18 protein-coding genes are annotated in these 20,217 nt (G+C 56.4%); 12 read left to right on the top strand and 6 right to left on the bottom strand.

Annotated elements, in window-relative coordinates; translation table 11 throughout:
- Window positions 1–152 precede the first annotated feature (152 nt).
- The 5 genes from bglX (at window position 153) to AX755_RS19650 (ending at window position 6,347) form a co-directional block, all read left to right on the top strand.
- Entirely contained in the window at window positions 153–2,450 is a 2,298-nt protein-coding gene (gene bglX / locus AX755_RS19670) for a beta-glucosidase BglX (protein ID WP_062857287.1), read from the top strand.
- A 145-nt stretch (window positions 2,451–2,595) separates the two neighbouring features.
- Entirely contained in the window at window positions 2,596–3,513 is a 918-nt protein-coding gene (gene osmF, locus AX755_RS19665) for a glycine betaine ABC transporter substrate-binding protein OsmF (protein ID WP_013097936.1), read from the top strand.
- A gap of 12 nt (window positions 3,514–3,525) precedes the next feature.
- A complete protein-coding gene (locus AX755_RS19660; protein ID WP_062857286.1) occupies window positions 3,526–4,683 on the top strand; it encodes an ABC transporter permease in 1,158 nt (385 codons plus the stop codon).
- The gene (locus AX755_RS19655; protein WP_020690144.1) at window positions 4,676–5,626 is read left to right on the top strand and encodes an ABC transporter ATP-binding protein; all 951 of its coding nucleotides are present in this window, start codon (window positions 4,676–4,678) and stop codon (window positions 5,624–5,626) included. The genes AX755_RS19660 and AX755_RS19655 overlap by 8 nt, the downstream gene beginning before the upstream one ends.
- Window positions 5,610–6,347: an ABC transporter permease gene (locus AX755_RS19650; RefSeq protein ID WP_029881768.1), complete on the top strand. Its 738-nt coding sequence runs from the start codon at window positions 5,610–5,612 to the stop codon at window positions 6,345–6,347. The genes AX755_RS19655 and AX755_RS19650 overlap by 17 nt, the downstream gene beginning before the upstream one ends.
- On the opposite strand, the gene AX755_RS24910 is transcribed toward AX755_RS19650, so the two are convergent.
- Entirely contained in the window at window positions 6,322–6,435 is a 114-nt protein-coding gene (locus tag AX755_RS24910; protein ID WP_010433613.1) for a protein YohO, read from the bottom strand. The two genes, AX755_RS19650 and AX755_RS24910, sit on opposite strands and share 26 nt — an antisense overlap.
- Window positions 6,436–6,504: 69 nt before the next feature.
- A complete protein-coding gene (gene mlrA, locus AX755_RS19645) occupies window positions 6,505–7,245 on the bottom strand; it encodes an HTH-type transcriptional regulator MlrA (RefSeq protein WP_029881769.1) in 741 nt (246 codons plus the stop codon).
- A gap of 218 nt (window positions 7,246–7,463) precedes the next feature.
- Here mlrA and AX755_RS19640 point away from each other — a divergent pair, with 218 nt between their 5' ends.
- Genes AX755_RS19640 through AX755_RS19630 form a run of 3 tightly spaced genes read left to right on the top strand, consistent with a single transcriptional unit; the run spans window position 7,464 to window position 10,380 of the window.
- Complete coding sequence (locus tag AX755_RS19640) at window positions 7,464–9,149, top strand: sensor histidine kinase (protein WP_013097931.1); 1,686 nt, start codon at window positions 7,464–7,466, stop codon at window positions 9,147–9,149.
- Window positions 9,143–9,862, top strand: coding sequence for a two-component system response regulator BtsR (gene btsR, locus AX755_RS19635; RefSeq protein ID WP_057071273.1), 720 nt, complete (start codon window positions 9,143–9,145; stop codon window positions 9,860–9,862). The genes AX755_RS19640 and btsR overlap by 7 nt, the downstream gene beginning before the upstream one ends.
- Window positions 9,863–9,909: 47 nt before the next feature.
- A complete protein-coding gene (locus tag AX755_RS19630; protein ID WP_020690148.1) occupies window positions 9,910–10,380 on the top strand; it encodes a DUF1456 family protein in 471 nt (156 codons plus the stop codon).
- A 95-nt stretch (window positions 10,381–10,475) separates the two neighbouring features.
- Here AX755_RS19630 and metG read toward each other — a convergent pair whose 3' ends face one another.
- Complete coding sequence (gene metG, locus AX755_RS19625; protein ID WP_038420180.1) at window positions 10,476–12,509, bottom strand: methionine--tRNA ligase; 2,034 nt, start codon at window positions 12,507–12,509, stop codon at window positions 10,476–10,478.
- Window positions 12,510–12,646: 137 nt separating this feature from the next.
- Between metG and apbC the strand changes: the two genes are divergently transcribed.
- The gene (gene apbC / locus AX755_RS19620; protein WP_013097927.1) at window positions 12,647–13,756 is read left to right on the top strand and encodes an iron-sulfur cluster carrier protein ApbC; all 1,110 of its coding nucleotides are present in this window, start codon (window positions 12,647–12,649) and stop codon (window positions 13,754–13,756) included.
- Window positions 13,757–13,851: 95 nt separating this feature from the next.
- On the opposite strand, the gene AX755_RS19615 is transcribed toward apbC, so the two are convergent.
- Both AX755_RS19615 and AX755_RS19610 read right to left on the bottom strand, forming a co-directional pair.
- A complete protein-coding gene (locus AX755_RS19615) occupies window positions 13,852–14,337 on the bottom strand; it encodes a GNAT family N-acetyltransferase (protein ID WP_028028119.1) in 486 nt (161 codons plus the stop codon).
- A complete protein-coding gene (locus tag AX755_RS19610) occupies window positions 14,282–14,614 on the bottom strand; it encodes an RcnB family protein (RefSeq protein ID WP_013097925.1) in 333 nt (110 codons plus the stop codon). The genes AX755_RS19615 and AX755_RS19610 overlap by 56 nt, the downstream gene beginning before the upstream one ends.
- 468 nt (window positions 14,615–15,082) lie before the next feature.
- On the opposite strand from AX755_RS19610, the gene AX755_RS19605 reads away from it, so the two are divergent.
- From AX755_RS19605 to etk, 3 genes are read left to right on the top strand one after another with little or no spacing between them, the layout of a single operon-like run.
- Window positions 15,083–16,222 (top strand): polysaccharide export protein, encoded by a 1,140-nt coding sequence (locus AX755_RS19605; protein WP_023622076.1) that lies wholly within the window; start codon window positions 15,083–15,085, stop codon window positions 16,220–16,222.
- A complete protein-coding gene (locus tag AX755_RS19600) occupies window positions 16,222–16,671 on the top strand; it encodes an arsenate reductase/protein-tyrosine-phosphatase family protein (RefSeq protein ID WP_013097923.1) in 450 nt (149 codons plus the stop codon). The genes AX755_RS19605 and AX755_RS19600 overlap by 1 nt, the downstream gene beginning before the upstream one ends.
- Window positions 16,671–18,869 (top strand): tyrosine-protein kinase, encoded by a 2,199-nt coding sequence (gene etk, locus AX755_RS19595; protein WP_062857285.1) that lies wholly within the window; start codon window positions 16,671–16,673, stop codon window positions 18,867–18,869. Before AX755_RS19600 ends, etk begins: the two co-directional genes overlap by 1 nt.
- On the opposite strand, the gene AX755_RS19590 is transcribed toward etk, so the two are convergent.
- The gene (locus AX755_RS19590; RefSeq protein WP_062857284.1) at window positions 18,866–20,209 is read right to left on the bottom strand and encodes an NCS2 family permease; all 1,344 of its coding nucleotides are present in this window, start codon (window positions 20,207–20,209) and stop codon (window positions 18,866–18,868) included. The two genes, etk and AX755_RS19590, sit on opposite strands and share 4 nt — an antisense overlap.
- Window positions 20,210–20,217 lie beyond the last annotated feature (8 nt).

Below are 20,217 nucleotides of genomic sequence, written 5' to 3'. Positions count from 1 at the left end.
AAGCATAGCGCGATTAGCTGTTTAGAGGGCGCGTATTTGCGAGAAAAATCAGAGAATAACCCTGCAACGTTCTGAGGGTTTGTGGCACACTGCGCTTTTCGCACGCCCTGGCCGAGATCTTCCGGCGGAAATTGATGAGAGAGTAAAACGACATGAAATGGCTATGTTCTGTAGGTGTCGCCGTCAGCCTGGCACTGCAACCTGCGCTGGCAGATGAACTGTTTGGCAATCACCCGCTTACGCCTGAAGCACGGGACGCGTTTGTCACGGAATTGCTCAAGAAAATGACGGTCGATGAGAAGATCGGCCAGCTGCGTCTTATCAGCGTCGGCCCGGATAACCCGAAAGAGGCGATCCGCGAGATGATTAAAGAGAGCCAGGTAGGGGCGATTTTTAACACCGTGACCCGTCAGGATATCCGCAAAATGCAGGATCAGGTGATGGAACTTAGCCGCCTGAAAATTCCGCTGTTCTTCGCCTATGACGTGGTACACGGACAGCGTACCGTTTTCCCTATCAGCCTCGGTCTGGCCTCCTCCTTTAACCTCGACGCGGTGAAAACCGTCGGGCGCGTCTCGGCATATGAAGCCGCAGACGACGGCCTGAACATGACCTGGGCCCCGATGGTTGACGTCTCCCGCGATCCGCGCTGGGGCCGCGCGTCAGAGGGCTTTGGTGAAGATACTTATTTGACCGCCACGATGGGGAAAACCATGGTGGAAGCGATGCAGGGTAAAAGCCCGGCGGATCGTTATTCGGTCATGACCAGCGTCAAGCACTTCGCCGCCTATGGTGCCGTGGAAGGCGGTAAAGAGTACAACACCGTCGACATGAGCCCGCAGCGCCTGTTTAACGATTACATGCCGCCGTACAAAGCAGGCCTGGATGCCGGTAGCGGCGCGGTGATGGTCGCCCTGAACTCGCTCAACGGCACGCCTGCCACCTCTGACTCCTGGCTGCTGAAAGACGTGCTGCGCGACCAGTGGGGCTTCAAGGGCATCACCGTCTCTGACCATGGCGCCATTAAAGAGCTCATCAAACACGGTACGGCCTCCGACCCGGAAGATGCGGTGCGCGTGGCGCTCAAATCCGGCATCAACATGAGCATGAGCGACGAATATTACAGCAAATACCTGCCGGGGCTGGTGAAGAGCGGCAAGGTGACAATGGCGGAGCTGGACGATGCCACGCGTCACGTGCTGAACGTGAAATATGACATGGGGCTGTTTAACGATCCGTACAGCCACCTGGGTCCGAAAGAGTCAGACCCGGCGGACACCAATGCCGAAAGCCGTCTGCACCGTAAAGAGGCCCGTGAAGTGGCCCGTGAAAGCCTGGTGCTGCTGAAAAACCGCCTCGACACGCTGCCGCTGAAAAAATCCGGCACCATTGCGGTGGTCGGCCCGCTGGCCGACAGCAAGCGCGACGTGATGGGTAGCTGGTCTGCTGCGGGCGTGGCCGATCAGTCCGTGACCGTGCTCACCGGTATTAAAAATGCGGTCGGTGAAAACGCTAAGGTGGTGTACGCCAAAGGGGCGAACGTCACTGATGATAAAGATATCGTGACCTTCCTCAATCAGTATGAAGAGGCGGTGAAGTTGGATCCGCGCTCGCCGAAAGAGATGATTGACGAAGCGGTAAACGCCGCGAAACAGTCTGACGTGGTGGTTGCCGTGGTGGGTGAAGCACAGGGGATGGCACACGAAGCCTCCAGCCGAACGGACATCACGATCCCGCAAAGCCAGCGCGATCTGATCGCCGCCCTGAAAGCCACCGGCAAGCCGCTGGTGCTGGTGCTGATGAACGGTCGTCCACTGGCGCTGGTGAAAGAAGATCAGCAGGCTGACGCTATTCTGGAAACCTGGTTCGCCGGTACGGAAGGGGGCAACGCCATCGCCGACGTGCTGTTTGGCGATTACAACCCGTCGGGCAAACTGCCGATGTCCTTCCCGCGCTCTGTCGGGCAGATCCCGGTGTACTACAGCCACCTGAATACCGGCCGTCCGTATAACGCCGATAAGCCAAACAAGTACACCTCCCGTTACTTCGATGAAGCGAACGGCCCGCTGTATCCGTTTGGTTACGGTTTGAGCTACACCACCTTTAAGGTCTCTGACGTGAAAATGTCGGCCCCGAGCCTGAAGCGTGACGGTAAAGTGACTGCCAGCGTTGACGTGACGAACACCGGTAAACGTGAAGGTGCGACGGTGATCCAGATGTATGTTCAGGATGTGACCGCCTCCATGAGCCGTCCGGTGAAACAGCTGCGCGGCTTTGAGAAGGTCAACCTGAAACCTGGTGAAACCAAAACCATCAGCTTCCCGATCGACGTGGATGCCCTGAAGTTCTGGAACCAGCAGATGAAATACGATGCGGAACCGGGCAAGTTCAATGTCTACATTGGGGTGGATTCCGCCCGCGTGAATAAAGGCGAGTTCGAGCTGCTGTAACCTTTCCCTCCTTTGCATCCCCCGTTCACCGGGGGATGTGTCTTACCTTATGCTAAAAAGGCATTTTGCCGGGTAAATCCGCCGTTTTAAGCTACGCTTTTCTCTCAAGCCTCTGAAAAAGGCAGCAAAAAATGAGGATAGTGGAATGACGATTAAAACGGGGATGGTAGTTTCTGCGGCGTTATTCGCGGCGCTAAGCCTGCCGTTACAGGCGGCAGAACCGGTAAAAGTGGGCTCAAAGATCGACACTGAAGGTGCGCTGCTCGGGAATATTATTTTGCAGGTGCTGGAAAGCCACGGCGTGAAAACCGTGAATAAAGTTCAGCTGGGTACCACCCCCGTGGTACGCGGGGCCATCACCTCCGGCGAGCTGGATATCTACCCGGAATACACCGGCAACGGGGCATTTTTCTTCAAAGATGAAAACGATCCGGCATGGAAAAACGCCAAAGCCGGGTATGAAAAAGTCAAAAAACTCGATGCAGAACAGAACAAGCTGGTCTGGCTGACTCCGGCTCCGGCCAACAACACCTGGACCATCGCGGTGCGTAAAGACGTGGCGGAGAAAGGCAAACTGACGTCACTTGCGGATCTCAGCCGCTATCTGAAAGAGAAGGGCGACTTCAAACTTGCGGCCTCGGCGGAGTTTATCGAGCGTCCGGACGCGCTGCCTGCTTTCGAAAAAGCCTACGACTTCAAGCTCGACCAGGCACAGCTGCTCTCGCTCGCGGGCGGTGACACCGCGGTGACCATCAAGGCGGCGGCGCAGCAGACCTCCGGTGTCAATGCGGCGATGGCCTACGGTACGGACGGCCCGGTCGCGGCGCTTGGTCTGCAGACCTTAACCGATCCAAAAGGCGTTCAGCCTATTTATGCCCCCACGCCGGTGGTGCGTGAGGCGGTGCTGAAAGCCTACCCGGATATCGCCGACTGGCTCAAACCGGTCTTTGAAAAACTGGATGCAAAAACGCTGCAACAGCTCAATGCGAGCATTGCCGTAGAGGGACTGGATGCCAAAAAAGTGGCCGCCGATTTCCTGAAACAACAAGGGCTTGTGAAGTAACAGGACAGGGCTGTGCCAATAAAATGTCATAACCGCGTACTGCTGCTGTTGGCCTGTGTGGCCATTGCGGCGGTCGCGCTACCGTTTGTCAATGTGGCGCCAAACCGCCTGATGTCGGGGGAAGGGCGCGCGCTCTGGCAGGTCTGGCCGTTTACGCCGCTGCTGCTGGTTGTGGCGCTGGGTGCACTGGTTGTGCTCTCGCTCAGCCGTGGGCGGGTTGCACAGTGGCTGACGCTACTCCTCAGTGAAGGCCTCTTCATCACCTTGTTCTGGAGTGCCGGGCTTGCCGCCACGCACATGACCTCGGCGGAAAGTCCACTGGCGCGAACCACCGTGGGCAGTGGCCTGTGGCTGTGGCTGGCGCTGTGTCTGCTGGCCTGCAGCGATGCGATCCGCCGCCTGATCCCGTCGTCTGCCTGGCGCTGGGGGCTCAATGCCCAGATCTGGTGTATTCCGTTGCTGCTGCTGTTCAGCGGTGAGCTGAATAATCTCTCGCTGTTAAAAGAGTACGCCAACCGTCAGGAGGTGTTTGATGATGCGCTGGCGCAACACCTGACGATCCTCTTCGGCACGCTGTTCCCGGCGTTACTGCTGGGGGTACCGCTGGGCATGTGGTGTTATCGTCATCCCTCCCGCCAGGGCGGGGTTTTTGCCGTGCTCAACGTGATCCAGACCATCCCTTCCGTGGCCCTGTTTGGCCTGCTGATTGCGCCGCTGGCGGGGCTGGTGAAGTCATTTCCGGCGTTAGCCTCGGTCGGTATCGCCGGAACCGGATTAACCCCCGCGCTTATTGCCCTGGTGCTGTACGCGCTGCTGCCGCTGGTCCGCGGCGTGGTGGCGGGCTTAAGCCAGGTCGCGCCGGATGTACTGGAGAGCGCCCACGCGATGGGGATGAGCCGGCGACAGTGCTTCTGGCAGATCCAGCTGCCGCTCGCCTTGCCCCTGCTGCTGCGCAGCCTGCGGGTGGTGGCGGTCCAGACCGTCGGGATGGCGGTTATCGCCGCGCTGATTGGCGCAGGCGGTTTTGGCGCGCTGGTGTTCCAGGGGCTGCTGAGCAGCGCGCTGGATCTGGTGTTACTGGGCGTGGTGCCCACGATTGCACTGGCGGTCGTCATCGATGCGCTGTTTGCCTTATGGCTCGCGTTGCTCGGGAGAAGAGCCAATGATTGAATTTCACGATGTCAGTAAAACATTTGCCGGTCGTCCGGCAGCAAGTCACCTGAACCTGAATTTTGCCGAGGGGGCGTTTTCGGTACTGATTGGCACCTCGGGGTCGGGGAAGTCCACCACGCTGAAGATGATCAACCGCCTGGTGGAGCACGACAGCGGTGTAATACGTTTTGCCGGGGAAGAGATCCGCAGTCTGCCGGTGCTGGAGCTGCGTCGTCGCATGGGCTACGCCATCCAGTCCATCGGCCTGTTTCCCCACTGGACGGTCGCGCAGAACATTGCCACCGTGCTGCAGCTGGAAAAATGGTCGCGGGCAAAGAGTGACGAGAGGGTGGACGAGCTTATGTCGCTGCTGGGGTTAGAGCCTGGGCTGCGTGGCCGCTATCCGCATCAGCTTTCAGGTGGACAACAGCAGCGTGTGGGAGTGGCGCGCGCGCTGGCGGCGAACCCGCAGGTATTGCTGATGGATGAGCCTTTTGGCGCGCTCGATCCCGTTACGCGCGGGGCACTGCAGACCGAGATGACCCGCATTCACCGCATCCTTGGCCGGACGATCGTCCTCGTGACCCACGATATTGATGAGGCGCTGCGGCTTGCCGATCATCTGGTGTTGATGGACCACGGGGAAGTGATCCAGCAAGGTACGCCGCTTGAACTGCTGACCCATCCGCAGAACGATTTTGTGCGCGAGTTTTTTGGGCGCAGCGAACTGGGCGTCAGACTGCTCTCCCTGCGAACCGTCAGCGATTATATGCGTCGGCAGGATGTGGCGATGGGCGGTGAACCGTTACAGGAACAGATGAGCCTGCGGGACGCGCTCTCCGCGTTTGTGGCGCGCCAGTGCGAGGTACTGCCGGTTACGGATGCCGCTGGGGCACCGTGCGGCACCCTGCATTTTCGCGATCTGCTGGCCGGGGAGGTGACGCGTGAAGGTCATGCGTGATCCGCTCCTCTGGCTGACGGGGCTTTTTGTTGCCTTACTGTTTCTAATGCCGCACAGTGCGGCGCTGTTCAGCTCGCTTTTTCCCGGCCTGCCGCGCCCCGTCTATCAGCAGGAAAGCTTTATCAATCTCGCCCTGGCGCACCTGTGGCTGGTGGCGCTCTCCAGCGCGATTGCCGTGGTGCTGGGCGTGGGGGCGGGGATTGTGGTCACCCGGCCCTGGGGGAGAGAGTTTCGCCCGCTGGTAGAGACGATTGCGGCTATCGGACAGACATTTCCGCCGGTGGCGGTACTGGCGATTGCGGTGCCGGTGATCGGGTTTGGTCAGCAACCGGCTATCATTGCGCTGATCCTTTACGGCGTGTTGCCTGTTCTTCAGGGGACGCTGGCGGGCATTGCGTCGGTACCGGCATCGGTACTGAGCGTGGCCGAAGGGATGGGCATGAGCAGCGGTCAGCGGCTGTGCAAGGTTGAGCTGCCGCTTGCGGCACCGGTGATTATCGCGGGGATCCGTACGTCGGTGATTATTAACATCGGCACGGCGACCATCGCGTCTACGGTGGGGGCCAATACTCTGGGAACGCCGATCATTATCGGCTTAAGCGGGTTCAATACGGCCTATATCGTTCAGGGTGCGGTACTGGTGGCGCTGGCGGCCATCGTTATCGATCGCCTCTTTGAACGACTGGCCCGGCTTCTCAGCCGACACCGCCACGAACAATAAATGAGTACCCGGCCAGCATCACGCCGCCGATGCCGCTTACGGCCATCAGTACAAAAAGGGTAATTACGGCCAGTTTGGTTGCCTTCATCATCTGCTCCTGTTGTTAACGGAACAATTATACGGTGAAGCGCAGCTGTTAATGAACCATTAAATGCCGTTACGTTTCATCGGGGCCCAGGGCGTAAACCGGATAACCGTGCTCCCGCCATTCCGTCAGCCGCTGTTGCTGCGAGGCGGTGGGCACTTCCCCGCACCAGACCAGCAGAGTCTGGCCGTCGAAGAATTCGGGCCGTAGCTGAGCCAGCGAATGCGCCAGCACCTCCACGCGCCAGCCCTGCTGGGTGGCGATCCAGGCTTCGAGCCACAGCCGCGTGGTATCGTGCACGTTCCAGCCAACAACCAGCGCGTCTTTTCCGCCCTTGTTTCGCGCCGAGGCCAGACAGACGGCGATATAATTGATCAGCACCCCGTCGAGCATACTCAGCAGCGCCTGCAGGGTAGAGTGCTGGCATTGCAGCCGTCGACGAAGCGGGATGAAAAGATGGTTGATTAAGGTTTGCGCCGGATAATCGCGGCCTTGCTCTTTGATCCACGCGCGCAGACGTTGAACGTTGCCCGCCTGCAGAAGCCGGAGCAGGGTTTCCTGCTGTTCGCGCCAGCGGTGTTGGGTATCGGGATCGTCATGGCAGAGCAGCGACTTTACCTTGCTCACCTGCACACCGTTATCTATCCAGCTTTTGATCTCGCGGATCCGATCGATGTCGGCATCATTGAAAAGGCGGTGACCACCGTCCGTGCGCTGCGGTTTGAGTAAACCATACCGTCGCTGCCAAGCCCGTAGCGTGACGGGATTGATATCACAAAGGAGTGCCACTTCACCGATCGTGTAAAGCGCCATATTCGCCCCCTGGCTAACGCGTCCCCAGCTTAACTGTAGACCCAGTTTGTCGAACCAGGAAGAATTGCCTTTTTTTTGTACAAATAATGCGAAGCAACCGTTATGTTCGGCAAAAGATGTGATGACGGACACGATTTACCGCTTTTTTGGACTGCTTCAAAGAAACTTCGGCGCCTTCAGTGTATGTTACGCGTTTTCAGAAGGTGCGGTTCCTGAGTATGTACGAGTTTAATCTGGTGCTGCTGTTGCTTCAGCAGATGTGCGTGTTTCTTGTCATCGCCTGGTTGATGAGTAAGACGCGTCTGTTTATCCCGCTGATGCAAGTCACCGTCCGCCTGCCGCACAAGCTCCTCTGTTATGTGACCTTCTCCATTTTCTGCATCATGGGGACCTATTTTGGCCTCCATATTGAAGACTCGATTGCCAATACGCGCGCCATCGGCGCGGTGATGGGCGGGCTGCTCGGCGGCCCCGTTGTGGGTGGCCTTGTCGGTTTAACCGGTGGGCTGCACCGCTATTCCATGGGCGGGATGACGGCGCTGAGCTGCATGATCTCGACCATCGTGGAAGGGCTGCTTGGTGGCCTGGTGCACAGCTACATGATCAAACGAGGCCGCCCGGATAAAGTCTTCAGCCCGCTTACCGCTGGCGCGATCACCTTTGTGGCCGAAATGGCGCAAATGGCGATCATTCTGCTTATCGCCCGACCTTTTGAGGACGCACTGCATCTGGTGAACAGTATTGCCGCCCCGATGATGGTCACCAACACCGTGGGCGCGGCGCTGTTTATGCGCATTCTGCTCGACAAGCGCGCCATGTTTGAGAAATACACCTCGGCGTTCTCTGCCACGGCACTGAAAGTCGCCGCTTCAACCGAGGGGATCCTGCGTCAGGGCTTTAACGAAGAAAACAGCATGAAGGTGGCGCAGGTGCTCTATCAGGAGCTGGATATTGGTGCCGTTGCGATTACCGATCGTGAAAAGCTGCTGGCCTTTACCGGTACCGGCGACGATCACCACCTTCCCGGCAGACCGATTTCGTCCGCGTATACGCTTCGTGCGATAGAGACCGGTGAGGTAGTCTATGCCGACGGTAACGAAGTGCCTTACCGCTGTTCGCTGCATCCGCAGTGTAAGCTCGGCTCTACGCTGGTTATCCCGCTGCGGGGGGAAAACCAGCGGGTGATGGGAACCATTAAGCTCTACGAAGCGAAGAACCGCTTGTTCAGCTCGATCAACCGGACGTTAGGGGAGGGGATTGCGCAGCTGCTTTCCGCGCAGATCCTGGCGGGGCAATATGAGCGGCAAAAAGCCCTGTTAACGCAGTCGGAGATTAAGCTCCTGCACGCTCAGGTGAACCCGCATTTCCTGTTTAATGCCCTCAACACCCTGAAAGCGGTGATCCGCCGCGACAGCGATCAGGCCGCGCAGCTGGTGCAGTTTCTGTCGACGTTTTTCCGCAAGAACCTGAAACGGCCGTCTGAGATTGTGACCCTGGCCGATGAGATTGAACATGTTAACGCCTACCTGCAGATTGAGCAGGCGCGCTTCCAGTCTCGTCTGCAGGTGTCGTTATCCGTGCCGGATGAGCTGGCGTATCAGCATCTCCCGGCCTTTACGCTGCAGCCTATTGTGGAAAATGCCATTAAACACGGGACATCGCAGCTTCTGGGCACCGGGGAGATCACTATTTCTGCCAGCCGTTTTAATCATCATCTGGTGCTGAATATTGAAGACAATGCCGGGCTTTACGTCCCGTCCGCTTCCGGCGGGCTGGGGATGAGCCTGGTGGATAAACGCCTGCGCGCTCACTTTGGGGATGGATGTGGCATTACCGTGGCCTGTGAGCCGGACCGATTTACCCGTATTACGTTACGATTGCCGCTGGAGGAGACCGCATGTTAAGAGTGCTGATAGTCGATGATGAACCGTTGGCACGGGAAAACCTGCGCGTGCTGTTGCAGGAGCAGAGTGACATTGAGATTGTGGGAGAGTGCGCCAATGCCATTGAAGCCATTGGTGCTGTGCATAAACTGCGCCCGGATGTGCTATTCCTCGACATCCAGATGCCCCGTATCAGCGGGCTGGAGATGGTCGGCATGCTTGATCCGGAGCATCGCCCGTATATCGTGTTTCTGACGGCGTTTGACGAATATGCCGTGAAGGCATTTGAAGAACACGCGTTCGATTACCTGCTGAAGCCGATTGAAGAGAAGCGGCTCGAAAAGACCCTGACGCGTTTACGCCAGGAGCGTACGGTACAGGACGTCACGCTGCTGCCGGAAAACCAGCAGCCGCTGAAGTTTATCCCGTGTACCGGGCATAGCCGGATTTACCTGCTGCAAATGGATGATGTGGCATTTGTCAGCAGCCGCCTGAGCGGGGTGTTTGTCACCAGCGCCGAGGGCAGTGAAGGCTTCACCGAGCTGACGCTGCGCACGCTGGAAAGCCGCACGCCGCTTGTCCGCTGCCATCGGCAGTATCTGGTTAACATGGCGCACCTGAAAGAGATCCGTCTGGAAGATAACGGTCAGGCAGAGCTGGTACTGCGGGCCGGTCAAACGGTACCCGTCAGTCGTCGCTACCTGAAAAGTTTGAAAGAGGCGATTGGGCTGTAAAACTGGTACACTGCGCGCCATTGCATCATCGACAGTTAAAGGCACTCATGCTTAGTAATGATATTCTTCGTAGCCTGCGCTACACCCTGAAAGCAAACAACAACGACATGGTGCGCATTCTTGCGCTGTCTGCCATGGAATCCACCTCTGCTGGTTTTGACACCTGGATGACCAAAGAGGACGAAGAGGGGTTTGTTCGCTGCCCTGACATTATCCTGTCAGGCTTCCTGAACGGTCTGATCTACGATAAGCGTGGCAAAGATGATTCTGCACCTGAACTGGCGCTGGAGCGTCGGGTGGACAACAACACGGTGCTGAAAAAGCTGCGTATCGCGTTCTCGCTGAAAACGGATGATATTGTGGCGATCATGACGGAGCAAAAATACCGCGTATCCGTGCCGGAAGTGACCGCCATGATGCGTGCGCCGGGCCACAAAAATTACCGCGAGTGCGGCGACCAGTTTCTGCGTAATTTCCTGCGCGGGCTGACCCACCGGGTGCATAATACGAAGGCGTGATTGCGGAATGGGTGCGGCCTGATGCCCTCATCCCGGCCCTCTCCCTGTGCGAGAGGGAGAACAAAAAAAGCCGGAGATAATCTCCGGCTTTTTTGTTATTTCACCTGCTGACCCGGCTTCGCGCCTTCGTCAGGGCTTAACAGGAAGATATCTTTCCCGCCAGGGCCTGCGGCCATCACCATCCCCTCAGAGATGCCGAAGCGCATTTTACGCGGTGCCAGGTTCGCGACCATGACGGTCTGACGGCCAATCAGTACCTGCGGATCAGGATAGGCAGAACGGATGCCGGAGAAGACGTTACGCTTCTCACCGCCCAGATCCAGCGTCAGGCGCAGCAGCTTGTCAGAGCCTTCCACGAATTCCGCGTTTTCAATCAGCGCCACGCGCAGGTCAACTTTAGCGAAATCGTCAAAGGTGATGGTCTCCTGAATCGGATCGTCAGCCAGCGGGCCGGTCACCGGTGCGGCAGCTGCTTTCACCTCTTCTTTCGAGGCTTCCACCAGGGCTTCAACCTGCTTCATTTCGATGCGATTGTAGAGCGCCTTGAAGGTATTCACCTTGTGGCCAAGCAGCGGTTGCTGAATCGCATCCCAGCTCAGTTCGGTGTTCAGGAACGCTTCTGCACGCGCTGCCAGCTGCGGCAGTACAGGCTTCAGCCAGGTCATAAGCACGCGGAACATGTTCAGACCCATGGTGCAGATCGCCTGCAGGTCAGCGTCGCGGCCTTCCTGTTTCGCGACAACCCACGGGGCCTGCTCGTCCACATAGCGGTTGGCAACATCGGCCAGCGCCATGATTTCACGAATTGCTTTACCGAATTCACGGCTTTCCCAGGCTTCGCCAACCGCAGCGGCGGCATCGGTGAAGGTTTTATACAGCTCAGGATCGGCCAGCTCGGCAGAAAGCACGCCGTCAAAACGCTTGGCGATAAAGCCCGCGTTTCGGGACGCCAGGTTCACCACCTTGTTCACGATGTCCGCGTTCACGCGTTGCACGAAATCTTCCAGGTTCAGGTCGATATCGTCGATGCGGGAAGAGAGCTTCGCCGCGTAATAATAACGCAGGCTGTCCGCATCAAAGTGGTTCAGCCAGGTGCTGGCTTTGATAAACGTCCCACGCGATTTGGACATCTTCGCGCCGTTCACCGTCACGTAGCCGTGAACAAACAGGTTGGTTGGCTTGCGGAAGTTGCTGCCTTCCAGCATTGCCGGCCAGAACAGGCTGTGGAAGTAAACGATGTCTTTGCCGATGAAGTGATACAGCTCGGCGGTGGAATCTTTCTTCCAGTATTCCTCGAAGCTGACGGTGTCGCCACGCTTGTCGCACAGGTTCTTGAAGGAGCCCATGTAGCCGATTGGCGCGTCCAGCCAGACGTAGAAATATTTGCCCGGTGCATTTGGAATTTCGAAACCAAAGTAGGGCGCATCGCGGGAAATATCCCACTGCTGCAGGCCGGATTCGAACCACTCCTGCATTTTGTTCGCTACCTGCTCCTGCAACGCGCCGCTGCGGGTCCACGCCTGCAGCATTTCGCTAAAGGATGGCAGGTCGAAGAAGAAGTGCTCGGAGTCACGCATCACAGGCGTGGCGCCGGAGACCACCGATTTCGGGTCGATCAGCTCTGTCGGGCTATAGGTAGCGCCGCACACTTCGCAGTTATCGCCGTACTGATCCGGTGATTTACATTTCGGGCAGGTGCCTTTGACGAAACGGTCCGGCAGGAACATGCCTTTTTCCGGATCGTACAGCTGAGAGATAGTGCGGTTTTTAATAAAACCGTTCTCTTTCAGACGGGTGTAGATAAGCGTTGACAGCTCTCGGTTCTCCTCGCTGTGCGTGGAGTGGTAGTTGTCATAGCTGATGTCAAAGCCAGCAAAATCGGTCTGATGCTCCTGACTCATTTCGGCAATCATCTGCTCCGGGGAAACTCCCAGCTGCTGGGCTTTCAGCATGATCGGCGTGCCGTGGGCATCGTCCGCGCAGATGAAGTTAACCTCGTGGCCGCGCATTCGCTGGTAACGGACCCAGACATCAGCCTGGATATGCTCCAGCATGTGGCCGAGGTGGATTGAGCCGTTGGCGTACGGCAGTGCGCACGTTACCAGAATTTTTTTCGCGACTTGAGTCATAGTAGGCATTACTTCTTTTAACTGTGAAAAGGGTTTTTGATATTACCAAAAGGGGCATTATTAAGTAAGCACAAACCACGGCCTTTCAGGTAAACTTGTTCATCTAAGGTCTTATTCACAAGAACAAAGGAGTCGGGATGAGTTCGCAATCCCAGGCCAAATCACCGGAAGCCTTACGAGCAATGGTCGCCGGGACGCTGGCTAACTTTCAGCATCCAACCCTGAAGCACAATCTCACTACGCTGAAAGCGTTGCACCATGTCGCATGGCTGGACGATACGCTGCATATTGAGCTGCAGATGCCGTTCGTCTGGACCAGCGCCTTCGACGCGCTGAAAGAGCAAACCAGCTCAGAGCTGCTGCGCATTACCGGTGCAAAAGCGATTGACTGGAAGCTGAGCCACAGTATCGCCACCCTCAAGCGGGTGAAAAACCAGCCCGGCGTTAACGGTGTGAAAAACATCATCGCCGTCAGCTCCGGCAAGGGCGGGGTGGGGAAATCGTCTACCGCCGTCAACCTGGCGCTCGCGCTGGCGGCCGAAGGGGCGAAGGTTGGTATTCTGGATGCGGATATCTACGGGCCGTCAATTCCCAACATGCTGGGCGCAGAAAACCAGCGTCCAACCTCGCCAGATGGAACCCACATGGCGCCAATCATGGCGCACGGTCTGGCAACGAATTCCATCGGTTATCTGGTGACTGATGACAATGCGATGGTCTGGCGTGGTCCAATGGCCAGCAAAGCGCTGATGCAGATGCTGCAGGAGACCCTGTGGCCGGATCTGGATTATCTGGTGCTGGATATGCCGCCGGGTACCGGTGATATCCAGCTGACGCTGGCGCAGAACATCCCCGTCACCGGGGCAGTTGTCGTCACTACGCCGCAGGATATCGCGCTGATCGACGCCAAAAAAGGCATCGTGATGTTTGAGAAAGTCGAGGTGCCTGTGCTCGGTATCGTCGAGAACATGAGCATGCACATCTGCAGCAACTGTGGTCATCACGAGCCTATCTTCGGCACCGGCGGTGCAGAAAAACTGGCGGCGCAGTATCACACCCAGCTGTTGGGACAGATGCCGCTGCACATCACGCTGCGTGAAGATCTGGATAGCGGGAAACCGACGGTCATCAACCGCCCGGACAGTGAGTTTGCGGAGTTGTACCGTCAGCTGGCGGGGCGCGTTGCGGCGCAGCTTTACTGGCAGGGGGAAGTCATTCCTGGCGAAATCGCCTTCCGCGCGGTGTAATTCTTCTGCGCTTGAGTGCCGGGTGGCGCTTCGCTTACCCGGCCTACAAATGGCACCATCATGTAGGTCGGGTAAGGCGAAGCCGCCACCCGACATTAACGCAATCGGTAATGCATCAGATAGTACTCTCCCTCCGGAGAATCCCCCGTTGCCTCGATGTGCCAGCCATGACGCTGATAAAACGCGATAGCCCGTTCGTTTCTCACCAGGCACTTTAACGCCCCCGTACTGGTAAACGTTTTTTGTACCTGTTCCAGCAGCAAACGGCCAACACCCAGGCTCTGATACTGCGGATCAACGAACAGATTGTGCAGAAAGTTATCATTCGTCCAGACTGACGCAAAGCCCACACGATGGCCGTTCTGTACAGCAACCCAAATCACTTCGTCTCGGGTTGCCTCGTCAAAATCTTCGAGTTGCCATTCTGCACCGTTCAGCCACGGCCACGCCTCGCGGCGGGCATGCAGGTAAAGGGTGCGCAGGAAAGGACGATCGCTCTCCTGCCACGGCCGAATATGGACGGTATCAGCGATGATAGAAGATATCTCCGTTATAGGCTTTATAGATCTTACCGTCGGCATCGCCGATCAGGACATAGTTCTCGCCCATATAGGTCCAGTGCGTACCCGCATCCGGCGCCGGGAGGTTACGCAGTTGATACTGTTTGATGGTGTATTCAGGGGTTTGATACAGCGCCGGAGCCGTGTCGCCAATTTTGAACTTCGTGAAATCAGCAATGAACTCTTGTTCTTCATAAGCTTTGATGCCGCCAGATGCTGACGCCGTTTGCGGGGCTGCCGAAGCCGCGCTCGCAAGAGACATTACTACACCCAGAAGCAGCCATGTACGCTTAGCCATTTTTTCTCCAGTTATACCGTTACTGATACGCTCAGCCTGCTGTGTTGACGATATGGCAGACAGCCTATTTTAAGTATCCCAGCAGAGCCTGTTAGAAAAAAAATGTAACAAAAGTGGACGGTTTTGTGTAGATCAAACGGTTAATACTATTTTGTTTATGAATATTATTTCCTAGGACTTATTCAGAACGGAAATATTTTTTTTAATTAATTCTGAAAATATAAGTTTACTCTAAATTTGTGACCTGAAATGCATGCATTTCATTTGAAGACGATTTAAACTTCTAAAAGCGGAGCGGTTTAATTCTCAATTCTACGTGGTTCCGGTCCTTCAGTTCATTCTACACATCATTCAGTGATGTGTAATTTTACGTAATTGCTTGAAAAACAGCATGTTGAAAAAGTAGGCGATTCTTCCGGAATGGCCTGTTATGCGTTTTTTGCGCTCATGAATGAAATATTAATTCTAATGAAAAACACAACCACATTATCTGTAATATTCTTAGCGATAAGTCAGTTGACGGGCTGCGTATTTTCTCCCGGGCAAACATTAAGCTCAGCGGGAAAAAACGTCATTACGTCGGGTGATGAAAATAATAATTTAGATAAGCGCGTGGATCTCTATCCTGTTACCCCTTCATTGATTGAGAAATTGCGCCCTGCCGTCACCAAATCTCAGTCTAATCCTAAGCTCGATGAGCAGGTCAGAAACTGGGAGTACCGCATTGGAACCGGTGATATTTTGACCGTAACCGTCTGGGATCACCCTGAACTGACAACACCGGCCGGACAGTATCGCAGTGCCAGTGACACCGGCAACTGGGTCAACGCCGACGGTACGCTCTTCTATCCCTATGTCGGCAAACTCCCGGTGGCAGGAAAAACGGTCTCTGAAGTCAGGGAAGAGATCGCCAAACGGCTGGATAGCGTGATCGAAAGCCCGCAGGTGGACGTCAGCGTGGCTGCCTTCCGCTCGCAAAAAGCCTATGTCACTGGCGAAGTCGTCAAATCTGGCCAGCAAGCAATCACCAATATTCCCCTGACGGTCATGGATGCCGTCAACGCGGCAGGCGGGCTTTCTGCCGATGCGGACTGGCGCAATGTGGTTCTCACTCACGAGGGGAAAGATTCGCGCCTCTCTCTGTATGCGCTGATGCAGCACGGCGACCTGACGCAAAATAAGCTGCTCTATCCGGGCGATATTCTTTTTGTGCCTCGTAATGACGCCCTGAAAGTCTTCGTGATGGGGGAGGTGATCAAGCAGAGCACGCTCAAGATGGACAGGAGCGGAATGACCCTTGCTGAAGCGCTGAGCAATGCGGGCGGCCTGAATCAGGATATGGCCGATGCGACGGGCATTTTTGTTATTCGCTCCATTGCCAAAGGCAACGACGCGGGAAAAATTGCCAACATTTATCAGCTTAACGCGCAGGATGCCTCCGCAATGGTGTTGGGCACCGAATTCCAGCTTGAGCCGTACGACATTGTCTACGTCACCACGGCACCGCTGTCACGCTGGAATCGCGTCATTACGCAGCTCGTGCCGACCATCAGTGGCGTTCATGACCTGACCGAAACGGTCCGTTACATCAGATCGTGGCCGCAATAATGTTTGATTCCATCTTAGTGGTCTGCACCGGCAATATTTGTCGCTCGCCGATTGGCGAGCGGCTGTTGCGCCAGCTGCTACCGGGAAAACGGATAACCTCGGCAGGTATCTATGGGCTGGAGGGCAGCCCGGCGGATGTCAGCGCTCAGGACGTGGCTAGGCGACATGGGATCTCACTTGAGGGACATCGCGCGCGCAAACTGACCCCGCAGATCATGCGGGAATCGGATCTGATTCTGGTGATGGAACCTGCCCATCTTCGCTTTATCTCTGACATGGCCCCGGAAATTCGCGGCAAATCGCTGCTTTTTGGGCAATGGCTGGGGCCGCAGGACATCCCCGATCCCTATTGTAAAAGTCGTGAAGCGTTCGATTATGTTTTCGGTCTGCTGGGCAAAGCCAGTCAGGAATGGGCTCATCGTTTGAGTCAACAAGGAATGAAGCGTTAATGTCGTCTTACACAACAGACAGTTACGGTGCGGCAGCACCGGAGAATCATGAAATCGATCTCATTAGCCTGCTCGGCGAGGTGATCGATCACCGTGCAGTCATTTTATCGATAACTTTCCTGTTCACCCTGCTGGCGGGGCTGTATGCCTTTCTGGCCACGCCCGTTTATCGCGCTGATGCCTTAATCCAGGTAGAAGGAAAGCAGGATAACAGCCTGCTCAAAAATTTAAGGCAGTTTGGGAGTGAGATGTCTCCCGATGTCGAACCTGAAATTCTTCTGCTTAAATCGCGGATGATCCTGGGCGCAACCGTCGATGAATTAGGCCTAACGCAGCACGTGACGCAGCGTACGTTCCCGGTAGTGGGACGTCTGTGGGCACGATTGCAGGGCCGTAAACCGGCGACGGTTGCCCTTGGCTGGCTGCAACTTCCCCCTGTCGAAGGCAAACCTCGCACCCTTGTGCTCACTGTGCTGGAAAAAGGGGCATACCGGCTGGAGGGGGATAACTTTTATGCCGAGGGCAGGGAAGGGAAACCGCTGGAAAAAGCCGGCGTTTCACTGTTGGTGGTGAAAATGAATGCGCCAACGGGCACGCAATTCACGGTGCAAAACAGCACCCGTCTGGAAGCTATCAATACGCTCAGCACCCAATTTAGCGTCGTTGAATCGGCAAAGCAGAGTGGGGTGCTGACGCTCACGCTGACCGGAAACGATCCTGAGCGCATTGCGCATGTGCTTGACCGGATTGCCAACAACTATCTGCAGCAAAACATTGCGCGCCAGGAAGCACAGGATGCCCGCAGTCTTGCATTTTTGCAGAAGCAATTGCCTAAAATCAGAAGCGAACTGGATCTGGCTGAAGAGCGGCTGAATCAGTATCGCAAACAGCGTGATTCGGTGGATCTCTCCCTGGAAGCGAAATCGGTTCTCGAGCAGATTGTGAATATCGAAAACCAGCTCAACGAGCTGACGTTTCGTGAGGCGGAGATTTCTCAGCTGTTCAAGAAAGATCACCCGAACTACCGCGCCTTGCGTGAAAAGCGTCAGACGCTTGAGCAGGAGAAGGTCCGCCTTAATCAGCGTGTCGCCGCCATGCCATCGACTCAGCAGGACATTTTGCGCCTCAGTCGGGATGTGGAGTCAGGCCGCACCATCTATTTGCAGCTCCTCACCCGTCAGCAGGAGCTGAACATTTCGCGCTCCAGCGCCATTGGTAACGTGCGAATTATCGACAGCGCGGTGACGCAACCCGATCCCATCAAACCGCGAAAGCTGGTGGTCATCGTCTTAGGCATCCTGTTGGGGCTGATATGCTCGATGGGGCTGGTCCTGGTCCGCATGGCGCTCAGACGCGGCATCAACACCTCCGAGCAACTGGAAGGGCTTGGCGTACAGGTGATGGCCACCTTGCCCCGTTCCCTGTGGCTGTGGAAAAAAACCAACCTGCGTAAAAAACGTGTTTTTGGCTCACGCTGGAGACACAAGGTTGTCGATGTCCCTTTCCTGCCGGTTGATCGGCCTGCGGATGTTTTTGTCGAGGCCGTGCGGGGGCTGCGCACCAGCCTGCATTTCACCTTGCAGGATGCCGCTAACCGGATCGTGATGATTTCTGGCCCAACGCAGGACTGCGGTAAAACCCTTGTCAGCACCTCGCTGGCCGCGATTGAGGCGCAGGCCGGGCTCAGGGTGTTATTCATCGATGCGGATATGCGCGAAGGCTATGTACACAACATCTTCGATCTGAAAAACCATACCGGGCTTTCTGACGTGCTTGACGGAAAATGTCATTTCCAGGCGGCGATTCAGCGCTATGAGAAAGGCAACATTGATGTGCTGACCTGCGGGCCGGTTCCGTTACGCCCCTCTGAACTGCTGATGAGCGAACGCTTCAGGGCGTTAATGACCTGGGCAGACGAGCATTATGATCTTGTGATCCTCGATACCCCGCCGGTGCTGGCCGTAACGGACGCCTCAGTGGCTGCTCCGGTGGCCGCCACCTCGCTGCTGGTGGCCCGCTATGGTAAAACCAGCCTCAAAGAGATGGAGAACAGCATTAAGCGTTTGCAGCAAACGGGGGCGCATATCAACGGCACCGTGCTGAATGATGTAGTGAAATCAGCAGCGCTGTATTACCGTGCAGGCTATGGCCATTACGAGTATGGCCAACGCCCGACACGGCAACCACGCAAGGATTAGTGCTTCACCAGCGTGGCAAAGTAATACACCAGCGGAATGGCGAGGATCCAAAGACCAACGGGGATTTCTCGCCATTTTCCTGCAATCGCTTTAATGACGATGTAAAACAGCAGCCCTCCCGCAATCCCTGTCCCGAAGCTGTTGGCAATCAGCGTAATCATTACCATCATCAGCACCGGCAGCCCGTCGGTGAAGTTTGCCAGATCCACCTTACGCAGGCCGCTGAACATATTCAGGCCGATCAGGATCAGGGCAGGGGCGGTGGCTTCTTTTGGGATCATGAGCGCAACGGGCGTAAACAGCAGCATCAGCAGGAACATGACCGCAGCGGCCAGCGCCGTCATGCCGGTTTTACCCCCTGCTTCTGCGGCCGCGGAGGATTCAATCAGCGCCGTGGCGGCAGGAATGCCCACCCACGGGCCAATCGCGGCGGCAATCGAGTCCACCATAAACGGGCGATTAATGTTTGCCATATTGCCCTCTTCATCCAGCAGCCCGGCTTCACCTCCCACCGCCAGCGTGGTGCCCATGGTGGAGAAAAACTCCGATGCGAAAAAGACAAACAGGAACGGCAGGAAGGCAATATTCAGCGCGCCCAGCATGTCGATATGGCTCAGCACCGGCGTCAGTGAGTGAGGCATATCAATAAAGCTGGCTGGAAGGTGGGTCACCCCCATCGGAATGCCCACGAGGGTGGCAAACAAAATGGCCCACAAAATGGCGCCCGGAATGCGACGCGCCTGCAGGGCAATGGCGAGGAACAGACCGCTGAGCGCCACCAGCGCGCCTGGGGAGAGAAAATCACCCAGCATCAGCGCGTTCGTTTTTGCGTTAGCCAGCACCAGCCCGGCATTGCGAAAGCCCAGTACGGCGACAAAAAGACCGATAGAGGCCGTCAGTCCCAGTTTGATGGACTGCGGTACGGAGCGGGTCACAACCTCTCGCAGGCCAAAACGGGTGAGCAGGAAGAACAAAATTCCCGACCAGCAGGCAATGCCCAGACCAATTTGCCAGCCGATGCCTTCACTGCCTGCCAGCGTTACCCCAACCAGCACTGAGCCACCAATGCCGGGCCCGACAATAAACGGCAGGTTGGCGTAAAACGCCATCAGCAGCGTACCGGCCACAAACACCAAAATGGTGCCGGTGGTCGCCGCGCCTTTGTCCATCCCGCCCACGGCCAACAGCCCCGGGATGACCACCAGCAAATAGGCGGCGGCGAGAAAACCGGTGAGACCGGCCAGACACTCTGTGCGCACAGTACTGCCGCGCGTATGCAGTGAAAAACGACGTTCAAGCCAGTTCCCTGGTGCTGGCGAATTAACGGTATTGTCGGCCATTATCCGGC

It is taken from the genome of Enterobacter sp. SENG-6, assembly GCF_001605945.1.
GTDB lineage: Bacteria > Pseudomonadota > Gammaproteobacteria > Enterobacterales > Enterobacteriaceae > Enterobacter > Enterobacter cloacae.
The sequence above is the reverse complement of the archived record's forward strand: the minus strand, read 5'-3'. Positions and strand labels throughout refer to the sequence as shown.

Coding starts and splice junctions, on each gene's coding strand:
- bglX (WP_062857287.1), top strand. CDS start 153: ATGAAATGGCTATGTTCTGTAGGTGTCGCCGTCAGCCTGGCACTGCAA.
- osmF (WP_013097936.1), top strand. CDS start 2,596: ATGACGATTAAAACGGGGATGGTAGTTTCTGCGGCGTTATTCGCGGCG.
- AX755_RS19655 (WP_020690144.1), top strand. CDS start 4,676: ATGATTGAATTTCACGATGTCAGTAAAACATTTGCCGGTCGTCCGGCA.
- AX755_RS24910 (WP_010433613.1), bottom strand. CDS start 6,435: ATGAAGGCAACCAAACTGGCCGTAATTACCCTTTTTGTACTGATGGCC.
- mlrA (WP_029881769.1), bottom strand. CDS start 7,245: ATGGCGCTTTACACGATCGGTGAAGTGGCACTCCTTTGTGATATCAAT.
- AX755_RS19640 (WP_013097931.1), top strand. CDS start 7,464: ATGTACGAGTTTAATCTGGTGCTGCTGTTGCTTCAGCAGATGTGCGTG.
- btsR (WP_057071273.1), top strand. CDS start 9,143: ATGTTAAGAGTGCTGATAGTCGATGATGAACCGTTGGCACGGGAAAAC.
- AX755_RS19630 (WP_020690148.1), top strand. CDS start 9,910: ATGCTTAGTAATGATATTCTTCGTAGCCTGCGCTACACCCTGAAAGCA.
- metG (WP_038420180.1), bottom strand. CDS start 12,509: ATGACTCAAGTCGCGAAAAAAATTCTGGTAACGTGCGCACTGCCGTAC.
- apbC (WP_013097927.1), top strand. CDS start 12,647: ATGAGTTCGCAATCCCAGGCCAAATCACCGGAAGCCTTACGAGCAATG.
- AX755_RS19615 (WP_028028119.1), bottom strand. CDS start 14,337: ATGCCGACGGTAAGATCTATAAAGCCTATAACGGAGATATCTTCTATC.
- AX755_RS19610 (WP_013097925.1), bottom strand. CDS start 14,614: ATGGCTAAGCGTACATGGCTGCTTCTGGGTGTAGTAATGTCTCTTGCG.
- AX755_RS19605 (WP_023622076.1), top strand. CDS start 15,083: ATGAAAAACACAACCACATTATCTGTAATATTCTTAGCGATAAGTCAG.
- AX755_RS19600 (WP_013097923.1), top strand. CDS start 16,222: ATGTTTGATTCCATCTTAGTGGTCTGCACCGGCAATATTTGTCGCTCG.
- etk (WP_062857285.1), top strand. CDS start 16,671: ATGTCGTCTTACACAACAGACAGTTACGGTGCGGCAGCACCGGAGAAT.
- AX755_RS19590 (WP_062857284.1), bottom strand. CDS start 20,209: ATGGCCGACAATACCGTTAATTCGCCAGCACCAGGGAACTGGCTTGAA.